This is a genomic window from Mycobacterium sp. SA01 (genome assembly GCF_041287105.1).
In the GTDB taxonomy this organism is placed as follows: Bacteria; Actinomycetota; Actinomycetes; order Mycobacteriales; family Mycobacteriaceae; genus Mycobacterium.
The window spans coordinates 433,586-449,855 of record NZ_JBGGNO010000019.1; the positions used below are offsets into that span (position 1 = coordinate 433,586).

Annotated in this window: 15 protein-coding genes; 7 read left to right on the forward strand and 8 right to left on the reverse strand. The window is 66.2% G+C overall.

The window, feature by feature from the left end; all coding sequences use genetic code 11:
- The first annotated feature begins 5 nt into the window (after positions 1 to 5).
- Genes AB4879_RS18050 through AB4879_RS18065 form a run of 4 tightly spaced genes read left to right on the forward strand, consistent with a single transcriptional unit; the run spans position 6 to position 4,253 of the window.
- Entirely contained in the window at positions 6 to 1,145 is a 1,140-nt protein-coding gene (locus AB4879_RS18050) for a homoserine O-acetyltransferase (protein WP_370508673.1), read from the forward strand.
- A complete protein-coding gene (locus tag AB4879_RS18055; RefSeq protein ID WP_102809722.1) occupies positions 1,142 to 1,876 on the forward strand; it encodes a class I SAM-dependent methyltransferase in 735 nt (244 codons plus the stop codon). Before AB4879_RS18050 ends, AB4879_RS18055 begins: the two co-directional genes overlap by 4 nt.
- Positions 1,877 to 1,895: 19 nt before the next feature.
- Positions 1,896 to 3,068: a diguanylate cyclase gene (locus AB4879_RS18060; protein WP_370508674.1), complete on the forward strand. Its 1,173-nt coding sequence runs from the start codon at positions 1,896 to 1,898 to the stop codon at positions 3,066 to 3,068.
- Positions 3,069 to 3,077: 9 nt separating this feature from the next.
- Complete coding sequence (locus AB4879_RS18065; RefSeq protein ID WP_370508675.1) at positions 3,078 to 4,253, forward strand: GGDEF domain-containing protein; 1,176 nt, start codon at positions 3,078 to 3,080, stop codon at positions 4,251 to 4,253.
- On the opposite strand, the gene AB4879_RS18070 is transcribed toward AB4879_RS18065, so the two are convergent.
- From AB4879_RS18070 to AB4879_RS18085, 4 genes are read right to left on the reverse strand one after another with little or no spacing between them, the layout of a single operon-like run.
- Positions 4,217 to 5,755 carry an FAD-dependent monooxygenase gene (locus tag AB4879_RS18070; RefSeq protein WP_370508676.1) on the reverse strand — a complete coding sequence of 513 codons (1,539 nt, stop codon included), beginning with the start codon at positions 5,753 to 5,755 and terminating at the stop codon, positions 4,217 to 4,219. The genes AB4879_RS18065 and AB4879_RS18070 overlap by 37 nt on opposite strands.
- Positions 5,752 to 6,363, reverse strand: a complete 612-nt coding sequence (locus tag AB4879_RS18075) for a TetR/AcrR family transcriptional regulator (protein WP_102809336.1) — start codon at positions 6,361 to 6,363, stop codon at positions 5,752 to 5,754. The genes AB4879_RS18070 and AB4879_RS18075 overlap by 4 nt, the downstream gene beginning before the upstream one ends.
- Before the next feature lie 59 nt (positions 6,364 to 6,422).
- On the reverse strand, positions 6,423 to 6,752 hold the full coding sequence (locus tag AB4879_RS18080; protein ID WP_370508677.1) for a DUF3017 domain-containing protein: 330 nt from the start codon (positions 6,750 to 6,752) through the stop codon (positions 6,423 to 6,425).
- Positions 6,749 to 7,597, reverse strand: a complete 849-nt coding sequence (locus AB4879_RS18085; protein WP_370508678.1) for a bifunctional methylenetetrahydrofolate dehydrogenase/methenyltetrahydrofolate cyclohydrolase — start codon at positions 7,595 to 7,597, stop codon at positions 6,749 to 6,751. The genes AB4879_RS18080 and AB4879_RS18085 overlap by 4 nt, the downstream gene beginning before the upstream one ends.
- A 68-nt stretch (positions 7,598 to 7,665) precedes the next feature.
- Between AB4879_RS18085 and AB4879_RS18090 the strand changes: the two genes are divergently transcribed.
- From AB4879_RS18090 to AB4879_RS18100, 3 genes are all read left to right on the forward strand, one after another.
- Positions 7,666 to 8,865, forward strand: a complete 1,200-nt coding sequence (locus tag AB4879_RS18090; protein WP_102809334.1) for an NADH:flavin oxidoreductase — start codon at positions 7,666 to 7,668, stop codon at positions 8,863 to 8,865.
- Between the two features lie 37 nt (positions 8,866 to 8,902).
- On the forward strand, positions 8,903 to 11,479 hold the full coding sequence (locus AB4879_RS18095; protein WP_370508679.1) for an FHA domain-containing protein: 2,577 nt from the start codon (positions 8,903 to 8,905) through the stop codon (positions 11,477 to 11,479).
- 94 nt (positions 11,480 to 11,573) lie between these two features.
- The gene (locus AB4879_RS18100) at positions 11,574 to 12,029 is read left to right on the forward strand and encodes an MPT63 family protein (protein ID WP_370508680.1); all 456 of its coding nucleotides are present in this window, start codon (positions 11,574 to 11,576) and stop codon (positions 12,027 to 12,029) included.
- 15 nt (positions 12,030 to 12,044) lie between these two features.
- Here AB4879_RS18100 and AB4879_RS18105 read toward each other — a convergent pair whose 3' ends face one another.
- The 4 genes from AB4879_RS18105 to AB4879_RS18120 are packed head-to-tail and all read right to left on the reverse strand — an operon-like array spanning position 12,045 to position 16,217.
- On the reverse strand, positions 12,045 to 12,476 hold the full coding sequence (locus AB4879_RS18105; RefSeq protein WP_370508681.1) for a DUF5078 domain-containing protein: 432 nt from the start codon (positions 12,474 to 12,476) through the stop codon (positions 12,045 to 12,047).
- A 59-nt stretch (positions 12,477 to 12,535) separates the two neighbouring features.
- Positions 12,536 to 12,898, reverse strand: a complete 363-nt coding sequence (locus tag AB4879_RS18110; RefSeq protein ID WP_370508682.1) for a DUF732 domain-containing protein — start codon at positions 12,896 to 12,898, stop codon at positions 12,536 to 12,538.
- Positions 12,895 to 15,795 carry an RND family transporter gene (locus tag AB4879_RS18115; RefSeq protein ID WP_370508683.1) on the reverse strand — a complete coding sequence of 967 codons (2,901 nt, stop codon included), beginning with the start codon at positions 15,793 to 15,795 and terminating at the stop codon, positions 12,895 to 12,897. Before AB4879_RS18115 ends, AB4879_RS18110 begins: the two co-directional genes overlap by 4 nt.
- Complete coding sequence (locus AB4879_RS18120) at positions 15,792 to 16,217, reverse strand: MmpS family transport accessory protein (protein ID WP_102809328.1); 426 nt, start codon at positions 16,215 to 16,217, stop codon at positions 15,792 to 15,794. Before AB4879_RS18120 ends, AB4879_RS18115 begins: the two co-directional genes overlap by 4 nt.
- Positions 16,218 to 16,270: the final 53 nt, after the last annotated feature.

A 16,270-nucleotide genomic window follows, 5' to 3' on the forward strand; every position in this document is an offset into this window, starting at 1 on the left:
CTGACATGACCATCAGCGACGAGCGCATCGTGACCCTGCCGGCCGAAGGCGAGATCGGCGTCGTCGACATCGGCCCGCTGACGCTGGAAAGCGGCGAGGTGCTCGACCATGTGTCGATCGCCGTGCAGCGCTGGGGCGAGCTTTCCCCCGACCGTGACAACGTCGTCGTCGCGCTGCATGCGCTGACCGGCGACTCGCACCTGACCGGGCCTGCCGGTCCGGGACACCCCACGCCCGGCTGGTGGGACGGTGTCGCGGGCCCCGGCGCCCCGATCGACACCACCCGCTGGTGCGCGGTGGCCACCAATGTCCTGGGCGGCTGCCGCGGCTCGACGGGGCCCAGCTCGCTGGCCCGTGACGGCAAACCCTGGGGTTCGCGATTCCCGATCATCACCGTGCGGGACCAGGTCAATGCCGACGTGGCGGCGCTGGAAGCACTCGGCATCACCGAAGTCGCGGCTCTGGTGGGCGGCTCGATGGGCGGTGCCAGGGCGCTGGAATGGATGGTCGGCTATCCCGACCGGGTGCGGGCGGCGCTGGTGCTGGCCGTCGGGGCCCGGGCGACCGCCGACCAGATCGGCACGCAGAGCACGCAGATCGCGGCGATCAAGGCCGATCCGAACTGGCAGGGCGGGGACTATCACGGCACCGGCCGCCACCCCGACGTCGGGCTGCAGCTGGCCCGCCGGTTCGCCCACCTCACCTACCGCGGTGAGGTGGAGCTGGACAACCGGTTCGGCAATGCCGCCCAGGACGACGAGGACACCCTGACCGGCGGCCGGTACGCCGTGCAGAGCTACCTGGAATACCAGGGCGCGAAGCTGGTCAACCGGTTCGACGCGGGCAGCTACGTCACGCTGACCGAGACGCTGTCCAACCACGACGTCGGGCGCGGACGCGGTGGCGTGGCGGCTGCGCTGGGCTCGTGCCCGGTGCCGACCGTGGTCGGCGGGATCACCTCCGACCGGCTCTACCCGCTGCGGCTGCAGCAGGAGCTGGCCGGATTGCTGCCGAACTGTGCGGGGCTCAACGTCGTCGAATCGATCTACGGGCACGACGGCTTCCTCGTCGAGACCGACGCGGTGGGCGAACTCATCCGCCAGACCCTCGACCTGGCCGACGGCAGAAGTCGCCGCACGCCGTGACCGGGTCGCAGCGCGAACGCTCCCTGTCCTTCGGGTCCGAGGCCGCCGCCTACGAGCGCGGCCGCCCGTCGTATCCGCCGGAGGCCATCGACTGGCTGCTGCCGGCCGGTGCGCGCGATGTGCTGGACCTGGGTGCCGGTACCGGCAAGCTGACCACCCGCCTCGTCGAGCGCGGCCTGGATGTGGTGGCCGTCGATCCGTTGGCCGAGATGCTGGAGCTGCTCAGCTCGGCGCTGCCCGACACCCCCGCGTTGCTGGGCACTGCCGAGCAGATCCCGTTGCCGGACAACAGTGTTGATGCGGTACTGGTTGCACAGGCCTGGCATTGGTTCGACCCGGAGCAGGCCGTCGCCGAAGTGGCCCGGGTGCTGCGGCCGGGCGGGCGGCTCGGGTTGGTGTGGAACGCCCGCGACGAACGCCTGGGCTGGGTCAAGGACCTCGGCCGCATCATCGGCCACGAGAACGCCCAAGTCAACGAGACCACCACCGTGCCCGAGCCGTTCGTCGGCGTCGAGCATCATCGCGTCGAGTGGACGAGTTACCTGACGCCGCAGGCACTGATCGACCTGGTGGCGTCACGCAGCTACTGCATCACGTCACCGGCGGACGTCCGCACCCAGACCCTCGACGAGGTTCGCGAGTTGCTGACAACGCATCCGGCACTGGCGAACTCGACCGGCCTGGCGCTGCCCTACATCACCGTGGGCATGCGGGCGACGCTGTCGGCCTGAACGTTTAGAGTTCGACAGCATGGAGTCGGCGAGGGAGTGGCTTTCCCTGTTGGCGACTGCCGGCGTGCCCGCATTCCATGTTTGCCGGACACCGGACGGCTTGTCGATCGTCAGGCGCACACCGGAATTCGTGGGTGTCATGCAGGTCCTCAGTGGGCGACTGGACGAACCAAGCCTGCTCGCGCGGTTGCACAGTGCCTGGCCGGCGGTCGTCGGCGACGCACCGTTTGTGATCTCAGAGCAGCAATCGCCGGGATGGCGATGTGTCGTCCGAGCCGTCGATGACGGCCCCTGCGACTACCTGGTGATTCTGCGTTGGCCCGAGGAAATCCAGTTGGTCAACAACGCCTTCTTCACCCTCGTCGAGAACTTGCCGGACGTGGTGACCCGGTACAGCCGCGACTTCCGCTGCCTGTACGCCAATCCGGCGATCAGTCGCGTTACGGGTATTCCCGCCGAAACACGCTTTGGCAAGACCTACGCCGATACCGGTGCACCACGCGAGGTCACCCGCGAGTTCGTAGGCGCCTATCAGCAGGTGCTCGAAACCGGCCAGCCAGTGGAGATCGAGTTCGACTACGACGGTCCCGAAGGCCTCCGTCATTACCTGGGCCGAGCAGCACCCGAGTTCGACAACAGCGGACGGGTCAACTCGATCCTGTCGGTGGTGCGCGACATCACCCAGGTCAAACGTCTCCAGCACGAACTGGAGCAGCTGGCCCATACCGATCCACTAACCTCTCTGCTGAATCGGCGGAGTTTCGCCGAGCAACTCACGGAGGCATTGGAGCGGGTTCGTGGTGGGCGGCAGGAACTCGCGGTCCTCATGCTCGACCTCGACAATTTCAAGTCGATCAACGATCAGTTCGGCCACTTGGCCGGTGACCGCGTGCTGGAAGCCGTCAGCCAGATCCTGGTCGAGGAAACCCGAGCAACCGACTTGGTGGCGCGGTTGGGTGGCGACGAGTTCTGTGCCGCACTCATCGACACTGGCTTGGGTCCCGCGCAGGCCGTCGCGGAACGGATCGGCCGGCGGGTCAGCGAGATTTCGCTCGACTCCGTCGGCAAGCTCGCGGTGAACGCAAGTGTCGGGGTGGTGGCGGCCGAGGAGCAGGATGTGAACGTGCTTGATCTGCTCGCTCGCGTAGACAGCGTGATGTATCGGGTCAAGTTCGGCGGCGAGCGCCGTTAAAGTGGTGCGGTGGAGGTTGCCAACGAATGGTTGGGCATCCTCGCCTTGGCGGGGGTGCCCGCATTCGTGTGCCGACTGGATCAGGGCAGTGCCGAGGTCCAATCGCGCACACCGAAATTCGTTGCCATTCGGGATGCACTGAACCTCGACGAGAATGTGGTGCTCGACAGACTCGCCGCAGCGTGCTCCGCTGCGGCCGGGCCGGATCCGATCATCGTGGATGGAGAGAGCGATCCCGCATGGCAGTGCGTCGTGACAAGTGTGAACGGGAACCCGAATCTATGCCTGGCGATCCTGCGGGTGACAAGCCGACTCCAGCGGTATAACGAGACGTTCTTCTCCATCGTGGAGAAGTTGCCCGACATCGTCTCGCGATATGACCGCAACTTCCGTCATCTGTATGTCAATCCGGCCATTGAGTCAGTTACACCACTGATCGGGGTGCAGGACTACATCGGCAAAGACCATCACGAGCTCGGCATGCCACCGCACTTGATCGAACTCTGGCAGTCCGCGTATCGCAGGGCATTCGAGGCCGGGGAGACCGTAGAGCAGGAATTCACCTTTCTCGGGCCGCACGGGACACGCCATTTTCTGTTCCGGACAGTCCCGGAATACGGCCCGGACGGCAAGATCCACACGGTCCTCAACACCGCACGCGACATCACCGAACTCAAATCGCTCCAGCAGCAGTTGGAAGTTCTGGGACAGACCGATCCGTTGACCTCACTGCTGAATCGGCGTGGGTTCATCAACCGCCTGGAAGCCGAACTGCGCCGCGCACGAGACGGCGGCGCAGTATTGAGTCTGCTCATGCTCGACATCAACAACTTCAAATCGGTGAACGACACATTCGGGCATCCCGCCGGGGACGACGTCCTCACGGCGATCGGCGATATCATCCAGACGGCAGTTCAGCCTGACGACTTCCCTGCGCGACTCGGTGGCGACGAATTCTGTATCGGCCTGGTGGACACGAGTTCAACGCAAGCGCGCGCTGCAGCCGAACGAATTCGCATGCGTATCAGCGAACTTGGCGCGCTTGACGGGTGCCCCTGCCGCATCACGGTGAGCATTGGACTGGTGACGTCCGACGAACCTAGCGACACTGCGTCAGATCTACTCTCGCGATGTGACCGATCCATGTATCAAGAGAAGTTGCGCAGATCGTCGGGCCGGCCGTGACCCCCGAACCAGCGGGATAGCGCGGACTGCAGATTCTGGGCGTCGACCTCCTCGAAATCGTCTGCGGCCCAAGCCACGTAGCCGTCCGGACGGATGAGTAGCGCGGCGGGACCGCCTGCGAGTCGCGCGACGACGGTGTCCAGGCGATCCGTCCACCCCTGCGCGGCCGCGGCGGCGACACCACCGCACAGATCCAGCAGCACCGGCCTGGCGTTGTGCAGCAGGCCCGCCACCGGCCGCCCGTCGTCGAGCGTCAGGTCCGGCACGAGGTAGCCGGACAGCGAATGGTCGTCACCGACGTCGTAGCGCACGTCCGAGCCGGCGAGCAGTCGGCCCAGGTGCTGGGTGACCTCGGGGATGGCGATCAGTTCGGTGAAAAGCGCACGCAGTTCGGCCACTTCGGGTCCCGACGCCATCAATGCGCTCTGGGCCATCGAATGCATCATGACCCGGCGACCCACCGGATGGCGCTCGGTTTCATAGGTGTCGAGCAGTCCGGCCGGTGCCCAGCCGTTGACGTCGGCGGCCAGTTTCCAGCCGAGGTTCACCGCGTCCTGCAGGCCGAGGTTCAGCCCGGGACCACCCATCGCCGAGTGCACGTGGGCGGCATCGCCGAGCAGCAATACCCGTCCGGCCCGGTAATGCTCGGCCTGCCTGGTGTTCTGGCCGTCGATCCGGCGCTTCGCGTGCGGGCCAGGACCGCGTGGCTCCTCCAGCGGCACATCGACGCCCAGGATCCGCTGAAGGCTGGCGCGCAGTTCGCCGAGTGTCAGCGGACCGTCCTCGTCGGCGCGGCCTTCCTCCCGGGTTCCGACCAGCAGCACACCCGGCTGCATGCTGCCGGCCAACACCATGCCTCTGTCGAACCTGTTGTGCCCGAACGGGATGTGCCCCACCCCGGGGATGTTCAAGCCACCATCTGATGCGCGAAGCTCGTCGGGCACCTCCACCTGGGCCAGCCGTGCGACAGTCTCGGACGTGGTGCCGGGGAAGTCGATGCCGACGCTCTTGCGCACCAGACTTCGGCCACCGTCGGCTCCCACGAGGTAACCGGCGCTCAGCTCGTAGACACCGTCGGGGGTGGCGACAGTCAGCGCGACACCGTCCTCGGCCGGCTGGAGCCCGGTCAATTCGTGTCCCCATCGCAGATCCACACCGAGGTCGCGGGCACGCTTCTCCAGCAGCCGGACCAGCCGGGGCTGCGGCATCATCATCGCGTACATCGGACTGGTGGACGGGTCGGGATAGGCCAGCTGCATCCCGGAGAACATCCATCCAGGCAAGGCCTGCGGCCTGTCCTCACCGGTGAACGCCGAATAGAGGCCCCGCATGTCGAGTATCCGGACCACCTGTCCGACAAGGCCGTTGGCCTTGGGCTCGTCGCTGGCAGCGGGCAGCGCGTCGAGGACGACCGGGGTGATCCCGGCCAGGGCCAGCTCACAGGCCAGCATCAGGCCGTTGGGCCCGGCGCCGGAGATGACGACTTCGTGGTTCTGGGTCATGACGATGTCCTCTTCGGTTCAGGAAGGCCTGCAACGACATCGGCGAAGCCGCGGCGCATCAGGCCGACGATCGGAACGGGCGGGTCGGCGGCGATGTAGGTGTCCATGGCGGCTTCGGCGACGGCGCGGACGCTGGCGGCCACGAGGCGGGGGTACATGTCGCGCACCGGGTCGGTTCCGGTCCGCTCGGCGATCGCCTCGATCCATTCGGCCATCAGGTTGTCGGCCAACGCATTACGCACCTCGTTGGCCATGGTCAATTCGACGAGCTGATCCAGCTGCGCACGCGTCGGCGCGAAGTCCTCGCCCATCTCGGCGAGCATCGGCTCGAGCACCGACTCGGCGATCGCCGTCCACAGCGGCTCGTCCGCCGGCCATGACCGAAAGACAGTGAGACTGCGGCGCATTCGTTCGATCTGACGGTAGGCGATCGCCTCGTATTTGCCTGCGAAGTAATTGTTGAACGTGCGCAGGGATACCCCGGCGCGCTCCGCGATGGCCTCGCGGGTGACGTTGTCCAGCCCGCGCTCGAACACCAGATGCAGCGCGGCGTCACTGAGCGCTCTGCGGGTGTCGGCCTTTTTGCGTTCACGCAGTCCCTCGGTCACGCCGCCACGATACCCACAAAGTTGCATACCGTGCAAGATTGCCCGTCAGGCAATTATCTCTATGACGTCCCCAGCGGATCGATCGTCGAGGCCACGTACACCATGATCACGCAGACCGTGGTCATCGTCGCGAAGTCGACGCCCCGCGACCGCACCACCAGCAGGCCCGCACGCTCCTCGGTGAGCACCAACCGCAGCGCCGCGGCCACCCCCACCGCGATGCCGATCAGTAGCGAGCCCCGGCGCCAGAATCCGGCCGCCACCAGCACGAAGGCGACCACGAAGATCAGCCCGACACCGAGGATCGGCCACTGGGAGCGCACCACACGCCTGACGAAGTCGACCGCCTCCGCGCCGGTCGGCAGTCGGCGCTTCGCGCGAGCCGTCACTGGGCCGCTTCGGCCAGTTCGACGACGTTGGTCAGCAGAAATGCCCGGGTCAGCGGGCCCACGCCGCCGGGATTGGGCGACACCTGGCCGGCGACCTCCCAGACATCGGGGTGCACGTCGCCGGTGAGCTTGCCCTCGACCCGGCTGACACCCACGTCGACCACGGCCGCGCCGGGCTTCACCATGTCGGCGGTCAGCATGTGCGGAACACCGACGGCGGCGACGATGATGTCGGCCTGCCGAGTCAGCTCGGGCAGATCACGCGTCCCGGTGTGGCACAACGTCACTGTCGCGTTCTCGCTACGACGGGTGAGCAGCAGGCCCAGCGGGCGACCGACCGTCACACCACGGCCGATGACCACCACGTGCGCACCGGCGATCGGCACGTCGAAGCGGCGCAGCAGATGCACGATGCCCCGCGGCGTGCAGGGCAACGGCGCCGCCTTACCGAGCACCAGGCGGCCCAGGTTGGTCGGGTGCAGGCCGTCGGCGTCCTTGTCCGGGTCGACCCGTTCGAGCGCGGCGTTCTCGTCGAGGTGGCGCGGCAGCGGCAGCTGCACGATGTAGCCGGTGCATTCGGGGTTGGCGTTGAGCTCGTCGAGGGTGTCGTCGAGCTGCGCCTGGCTCACATCGGCGGGCAGATCCCGGCGGATCGAGGTGATCCCGACCTTCGCGCAATCGGAGTGCTTCCCTTTGACGTACGCGTGCGAACCGGGGTCGTCGCCGACCAGGACGGTGCCCAGTCCCGGGGTACGTCCGGCGGCGGTCAGCGCCGCCACACGGTCTTTGAGATCGACGAAGATCTCGTCACGGGTGAGCTTGCCGTCCAGGCTGATAGCGACCACGACCGTATTGTTCCATTGACCGAACGCGATCGTTGACAGCACTGTTCAGAGCGTGGTCAGCTGCGGTTATGAACAACGCGCCCGATGTGTTCAGCCCGGCCAAACTCGGCCCCATCACTCTGCGCAACCGGACCATCAAGTCGGCCACCTTCGAGGCGCGAACCCCCGACGACGTGGTGTCCGACGACCTGATCGCGTTCCACCGGGCGATCGCCGCCGGTGGTGTCGGCATGACGACCGTCGCCTACACCGCGGTGAGCCAGGGCGGGCGAACCAACGGCGGGCAGATCTGGATGCGTCCGGAAGCGGTGCCCGGCCTGCGCCGGCTCGCCGACGCCGTGCACGCCGAGGGTGCGGCGATCAGCGCGCAGATCGGTCACGCGGGCCCGGTCGCGAATGCCCGCTCCAACAAGGCGACCGCGCTGGCCCCGGTCCGGTTCTTCAACCCGCTGTCGATGAAGTTCGCCAAGCACGCCACCCGCGACGACATCAACAACGTGATCGCCGCGCACGCCTCGGCGGCCCGGTTCGCCATCGACTCCGGCTTCGACGCCGTCGAGATCCACCTCGGCCACAACTATCTGGCCAGCTCGTTCCTCTCTCCGATGATCAACCGGCGCTCCGACGAGTTCGGCGGGTCGCTGGAAAACCGCGCCAAGGTGGCCCGCGGCATCGTGATGGCCGTACGCCGCGAGGTCGAGCGGCTGGGCCCGGCCCCTATCGCGGTGACCGCGAAGCTCAACATGGCCGACGGAGTGCGCGGCTCGATCCAGATCGAGGAGTCGCTGCAGACCGCCAAGTGGCTGGAGGAAGACGGCGGCCTGGACGCGATCGAACTCACCGCGGGCAGCTCGCTGCTCAACCCGATGTACCTGTTCCGCGGCGACGCCCCGGTCAAGGAGTTCGCCGCGGCGCAGAAATGGCCGCTGAACTGGGGCATGCGGATGACCGGCAAGAAGTTCATGCGGGAATACCCCTACCGGGAGACCTACCTGCTGCGCGACGCCGAGCAGTTCCGCAAAGAGCTGACCATGCCGCTGATCCTGCTCGGCGGCATCACCAACCGCGAGAGCATGGACCGCGCGATGGCCGAGGGTTTCGAGTTCGTGGCGATGGGCCGGGCGTTGCTGGCCGAACCTGACCTGCTCAATCGCATTCAGGCCGACGGCGACGCGCATTCGGTGAAGTCGCTGTGCACGCACTGCAACAAATGCATGCCGACGATCTACTCGCGGACCCTGTGCGTGGTGACGGGCGGTCCTGCCTGACGGGCCGACGGGGCCGTTACCGATAGAGTTGGTCCCGATGACTCGACCAGCCGCGCCCGATCTGACAGTTCGGTACGACGGGTCGGAGCGTACTTTCGCCGCAGGGCACGATGTCGTGGTTGGCCGCGACCTCCGCGCTGACGTGCGAATCGCCCACCCCTTGATCTCTCGCGCCCATCTGGTGCTCCGTTTCGACCACGGCCGGTGGATGGCCGTCGACAACGGCTCACTGAACGGCATGTTCGTCAACGGCCGACGGGTGCCGTCCGTCGACATCAGTGACGGCCTGACCGTCAATGTCGGCAATCCCGACGGGCCGCCGATGAGCTTCGGCCTCGGCCGCCATCAGGGCTCGGTGGGACGCCCGCCGCAGACCTCGTCGGTGCGCATGTCGGTCCCGCCGTCGTCGCCGTCGTGGCCGGCCAACCCAAGTCGGGGTGCACCGACCGCCGGGCAGTGGCAGCCCCCGCCGTCGCAAGCCCAGCCGACCCACCAGCCGCCGGTGTATCCGACCAGCGGCTCGCGGGCACAGCCGACCTATCACCCGCCCGCCGCGACGGGCCCGGTGGGACACACGCCCGCGGCGGCGCCCACCCAGATGCGTCCGGCCGTCGGCAAGCCGGCGCAGTCGTCGTCGAATCTCGCGACGTCGATGCTGAAGATCCTGCGCCCCGGCGCGCCCGGCGACGTGCCGCCGGGCGGGATCAAGATCGGCCGCGCAACCGACAACGACATCGTCATCCCCGACGTGCTGGCCTCGCGCCACCACGCCACGCTGATCCCGACGCCGGGCGGCACGGAGATCGTCGACAACCGCAGCATCAACGGAACGTTCGTCAACGGCAGCCGGGTCGACACCGCGATGCTGAACGAGGGCGACACCGTCACCATCGGCAACATCGACCTCGTCTTCGCCGGCGGCACCCTGGCCCGGCGCACCGAGACGTCGGCGGCCACCGCCACCGGCGGCCTGGACGTGCGTGCGGTGACGTGGACGATCGAGCACAACAAGACGCTGCTGGACAACATCTCGCTCACCGCGCGACCCGGCACGCTGACCGCCGTGATCGGCCCGTCCGGCGCGGGCAAGTCGACGTTCGCGCGACTGGTCGCCGGCTACACCCATCCGACAAGTGGCACAGTCACTTTCGAGGGTCACAACATCCACGCCGAGTACGCCTCCCTGCGATCCCGGATCGGCATGGTGCCGCAGGACGACGTGGTGCACGGCCAGCTGACCGTGAACCAGGCGCTGATGTACGCCGCGGAACTGCGGCTGCCGCCGGACACCACCAAGGAAGACCGCCAGCAGGTGGTGGCCCAGGTACTCGCCGAGCTGGAGATGACCCAGCACCAGAACACCCGGGTGGACAAGCTCTCCGGCGGTCAGCGCAAGCGGGCTTCGGTGGCCCTCGAACTGCTGACCGGCCCGTCGCTGCTGATCCTCGACGAGCCGACGTCCGGTCTGGACCCGGCGCTGGACCGCCAGGTCATGACGATGCTGCGCCAGCTGGCCGACGCCGGACGGGTGGTGCTGGTGGTCACCCACTCGCTGACCTACCTCGACGTGTGCGACCAGGTGCTGCTGCTGGCACCCGGCGGCAAGACGGCGTTCTGTGGTCCGCCCAGCCAGATCGGTCCGGCGATGGGCACCACCAACTGGGCCGACATCTTCAGCTCGGTCGCCGGCGATCCCGACGGCGCCTATCAGCGCTACCTGCAACAGTCCGGTCCTGCTCCCCCACCGCCGCCGGTGGAGACGCCGTCGAACATGGGCGAGCCGACGCACACCAGCTTGCTGCGGCAGTTCTCCACGATCGCGCGTCGCCAGATGCGGCTGATCATCTCCGACCGCGGTTACTTCGCGTTCCTCGCGCTGCTGCCGTTCATCATGGGTGTGCTGTCGCTGTCGGTGCCCGGCACGGTCGGCTTCGGCGTACCCAACCCGATGGGTGATGCGCCCAACGAGCCCGGCCAGATCCTGGTGCTGCTCAACGTCGGCGCGATCTTCATGGGTACGGCGCTGACCGTGCGGGATCTGATCGGTGAGCGCCCGATCTTCCGAAGAGAACAAGCCGTCGGGTTGTCCACGACGGCGTACCTGTTGGCGAAGGTCTGTATCTATGCGGTGTTCGCGATCGTGCAGTCGACGATCGTCACGGCGATCACGATTGCCGGCAAGGGCGGCCCGACGCAGGGATCGTTGACGTTCCTGAGTCCGACGCTGGAGCTGTTCGTGGTGATGGCGGCGACGACGGTGACCGCGGCGATGGTGGGTCTGGCGCTCTCGGCACTGGCCAAGTCCAACGAGCAGATCATGCCGCTGCTGGTGGTGGCCGTCATGAGCCAGCTGGTGTTCTCCGGCGGCATGATCCCGGTGACCGGACGCCTGGTGCTCGATCAGCTGTCCTGGATCACCCCGGCGCGCTGGGGTTTCGCGGCGTCGGCCTCGACCATCGACCTGATCAAACTGGTGCCGGGCCCGCTGACGCCGAAGGACCGGCACTGGGAGCACACCGCGTCGGCATGGTGGTTCAACATGGGCATGCTCGGGGCCCTGTGCATCGGGTATCTGTCGCTGGTGCGGTGGAAGATCCGGCTCAAGGGAGCGTGACGGTCGGTACGCCAGCTTCCGTTGAGGAGCAGCGCAACTGGAGTTCGTGTCGCGGTTGACTGCCGTTCATCGGGCGTCCATAGCGTGGGCGCTCATGAGGATGAGAGCGGCGGCGCTGGCCGCAGCAGTGAGCATGTCGGTGGTGCTGGCCCCCGTCGCGGCGGCCGATCCGAGTGTCGACACGTTCGGCGGCTGGAACCATCTCGTCGACGACGGCGACCAGGTGATCACGGTCTGGAAGATCACCGATCTGAAGCCCAGCACCGACACGATCCCCGGCTACCCGCTGGCGGGCACGTTGTGGGAGGCGACCGCCAAGGTGCGCGCCGCCAAGGGCACCGTCACGCCGATCATCCCGGATTTCAACGCGCGCGCCAACGGGGCCAACTACCCCGTGCTGTGGCAGGCCGCCACGCCGCAGGGCATCAGCGGCGCGACCCTGCAGCAGGGCGATACGTCCTGGGGCAAGCTGTATTTCGACGTGACCGGCCCCGCGCCAACCTCGGTGGTCTACAACAACGGGGTCGAGGACCTGCTGGTCTGGAAGTAGCTGTCGGACCGCAACTCAGCCTGTCGGCCGCTCATTGGGTCCCCAGTTCCACACCGCCGGATCGGCCTGCGGGTACTGCATGCAGACATCCGTGGCTTTGGCGACCACGCCCTTGTTGTTGAAGAACAGCTTCGCCCAGTTTCCCCAGTGGGTGGCCACCTGCTCGTAGTAGACGTTGGTCGCAGTGTCTTCCGAGTACTGTCGCCGGCCGGTCGCATCGAGAGAGAAGAACCAATAGATGCGGTCACGGGCTGCGTTCTCGACATCGACGGGGCGGTTGTTGTAGTCGATCATGTACCGCTGGTAGTACACCGGGGACGTATCGCGGGCCGCGGCCATGTATTGGTCGACGGTGCAGGTGGTTTCGATCATCCGCTTCGGAATCGGATAGTCATCGCTGGCATCTGCCGCGGCCTTTCCCGGCAGGGCAACCACGCCGGCGATCATGGCGGTCACGATCAGACCCGTCCACATCGGACCCCGAAGTCGTTCTCGCATTGTGTGCCTCACCCTCTACCGGTCTCGGCGACCTGCTGCAGCAGGACCACTTTGTCCGGGCAGTAGACCGGATATGCCATGCCCAGGAACTGCCAGGCCTGCGCTGTCGTGGCGTCTTTGGGCAGTTGTCGCGAGATGAACCGGGCGGAGTCGGCCGCGTTGTGGTCGACACCGCGATCGAGGCGCTCACAGGCGATCTTGGCGATCCAGGCGTTGTAGTCCTTGGGCCCGTAAACGCCCACGGTATGAAGCTGATTCGCGAAATCGGTGTCCGGGTCGGCGTGTGCCGTGGCCGGCGCCGCGATCATCAGCGCGGCGCCGGCAGCCGTCACGATCCTGATCACCGGCCACCCCTTGACCGCCGCCGTCATGCCAGCGCCTCCTCACGGACGGGGTCGGCCTGCTTCGCCGGCCACGGCTGGGGGCGGGGGCGGGGCCGGACCCGTTGCGGCCACCAGAACCAGCGGCCGAGCAGCGTCGCGATGGACGGCGTCAACAGGGATCGCACGACCAGGGTGTCGAACAGCAGACCCAGTCCGATGGTCGTGCCGACCTGCCCGATGACGACCATCTTGCTCACCGCCATCGACGCCATCGTGAAGGCGAAGACCATACCGGCTGCGGTGACAACGGAGCCGGTCCCCACCATCGCCCTGATGATCCCGGTCTTCACGCCGGCGTGGATCTCTTCCTTCATGCGCGACACCAGAAGCAGGTTGTAGTCCGCACCGACGGCCAGCAGGACGATCACCGACATCGGCATCACCATCCAGTGCAACGGCAGCCCGATGAGGTGTTGCCAGAGCAGAACGGACAGGCCGAACGACGCGGCGAGACTGAGCACCACGGTGCCCACGATGACCGCCGCGGCCGCCAGGGCTCTGGTGAGGATCACCATGATGACGAAGATCAGAATCAGCGCTGCGATCGCAGCGATGATCAGATCCCAGTTGGCCCCCTGTTGCATGTCGGCGTACATGGCCGCACTGCCACCGAGGTAGATGCTGGACCCCTCCAACGGGGTTCCCTTGATCGCGTCCGCGGCGGCGATCTTCAGCGGTTCGATCCGTGAGGTGCCTTCCTCGGTCAGCGGATCGCCCTGGTGAATGATGGTGAAGCGGACGGCGTGTCCGTCCGGTGAGAGGAACAACTTGATGCCGCGCTTGAAATCGTCGTTGTCGAAGGCTTCCGGAGGCAGGTAGAACGAGTCGTCGTTCTTGGCCGCGTCGAAGGCCTGACCCATCGCGTTGTTGTCCTTGAGCTGGGCCATGTTCTGGTCCTGCTGGGCCTTCTGCGCCTGATACTGGTTGAGCATCAGCTGCTTCTGGCTCTTCATCGACGCGATCATCGACGGCATGATCGTGACCATCTGTCCGGTCAGGTCGGACATCCGGTGAAGATCGGGCACGATGTCTTGGAAATCGTCCGACATCGTCGAGATGCCGTCGAGCGAGTCGAACACCGAGCGCAGCGACCAACACATCGGAATGTCGAAACAGTGTGGCTCCCAATAGAAATAGTTGCGGATCGGCCGGAACTGATCGTCGAAATCGGCAAGGTGGTCCCGCACGGTCGCGATGTCGGCGGAGGTGACGTCCATCTTGGCGGCCATACTCCGGGTGACATCGGACAGCTGCTGGGTGATGCCCTGCATCTTGGTCATCGAGTCGATACTGACCTGCATGTCGTCGGCTTGTTTGAGAGTGTTGGCGATGATGGTCTGCTGGTAGTCGTTGTTCATGATCTGGCCATTACCGTTCTGGCTCAACGAATACGGAATGGTCGAGTGCTCGATCGGCTTACCCTCAGGCCGGGTGATGGTCTGCACCTGGGCGATCCCGTGCACTCGGGCCAGCGCCTTGGCGATCTTGTCGATGACGAGGAAGTCGGCCGGATTACGCAGATCGTGGTCGGACTCGACCATCAGCAGATCAGGATTCATCTTTGCCCGGGAGAAGTGCCGCTCCGCCGCGGTGTAACCGACATTGGCAGAAGCGTTGTCGGGCAGATAGATGCGGTCGTTGTAGGTCGTGTGATAGCCGGGCAGCGCCACCAGACCGACCAGCGAAACGGCGATGGCGCAGACCAGGATGGCACCTGGCCAGCGGACGGTGGCCGTGCCCACTCGATGCCACAGTTTGTGTCTCCCGTTGCCTTTGGGCTCCAGGACGCGGCCGAACCGACTCGCCAACGAGATGAGCGCCGGACCCAAGGTCAGCGCCATGGCGACCACGATCACCATGCCGCAGGCCAGCGGGATACCCATGGTCTGGAAGTACGGCAGCCGGGTGAAGTGCAGACACAGCGTCGCGCCGGCGATCGTGAGGCCCGACGCGAGCACGACATGGGCGGTGCCGTGGAACATGGTGTAGTAGGCCGATTCCCGGTCTTCACCTGCTCGGCGCGCCTCCTGATATCTGCCGATCAGGAAGATCGCGTAGTCCGTTGCCGCCGCGATGGCCAATGTCACCACCATATTGGTCGCGAACGTGGTCAACCCGAAAACGTTGTGGTAGCCCAGGAACGCAACCACTCCCCTGGCGCCGGACAATCCGAGACCCATCATCACCATCACGATCAGTGTGGTGATGACCGACCGGTAGACGATCAGCAGCATGATCGCGATGACGCCGAACGTGACGAGTTCGATCGTCTGCATGCTCTTGTCGCCGATGATGTTCTGGTCGGTGGTGGTGGCAGCCGGCCCGGTCACGTACCCCTTCACCCCCGGCGGGGCGGGCGTGTCCGCGATGATCTTGCGGACAGCCTCCACCGATTCATTGGCGAGCGTCTCACCCTGGTCACCGCCGATGTACACCTGGACGTACGCGGCTTTGTTATCGGCGCTCTGTGCAGCCGCCGCGGTGAACGAATCGCCCCAGAAGTCCTGCACATGCTGGACATGCTTGGTGTCAGCGCGCAGTTCGGCGACGATCTTGTCGTAGTAGGCGTGCGCTTCGGCACCCAGCGGCTGATCGCCTTCGAGGACCACCATCACCGAGCTGCTGGTGTCGTATTCCTTGAACACCTGGCCGACCCGTTTGGTGGCGATCAGTGAGGGCGCGTCGTTGGGGCTCATCGAGACCGCGCGGAGCTTTCCGACATCCTCGAGTGTCGGCACCACGGTGCTGAGCACCACGATCAGTGCGATCCAGCCCAGAAGGATCGGCACCGCCAATGTTCGGATCAGCCGGGGAAGTCGCGGGCGGGCCCGGTGACGGGCGGCCGGGATGGCGTCGGTGGGTGTGTCGTCGACGTCGAGGCTCATGCGGATTTCACCAAGCAGAAGGTTGCGGCATTCATTCCCGTAGCGGTCCTTTCCTCCTTGACCACGTCATCGACGGTGATCCGGCATCCGATTTCGCTGCCGTCGCCCTGGGCGACGATGTTCGGCGAGGCCGACGGATTCGTCGTTCGCAGCGTCAAAGTCCATGGCAGCGAGACACTTCCGGTCCGCTGGGGCATGCCGTCGAGATCCACATAGTTGACCTCGGCGGTGGCACCCGAACCGAACACCTCGTAGGTCACGACTTTGGGATTGAAGTCCTCCGCACCGTCGGAGGTAATCGGCGTCACGACCACCGGGTTCGAGCCGAAGATCTCGCGGGCGTTCTTCACCGCGGCGACTCCCGCGGCGGCGACGACAACGACGAGGACCGGGATCCACAACCGGCCGAGCACCCGGGTCATCGGAGCGCTTCCGCGCCGGCCATGGCGGGCGATTGACTTTGGCGCGCAACGGC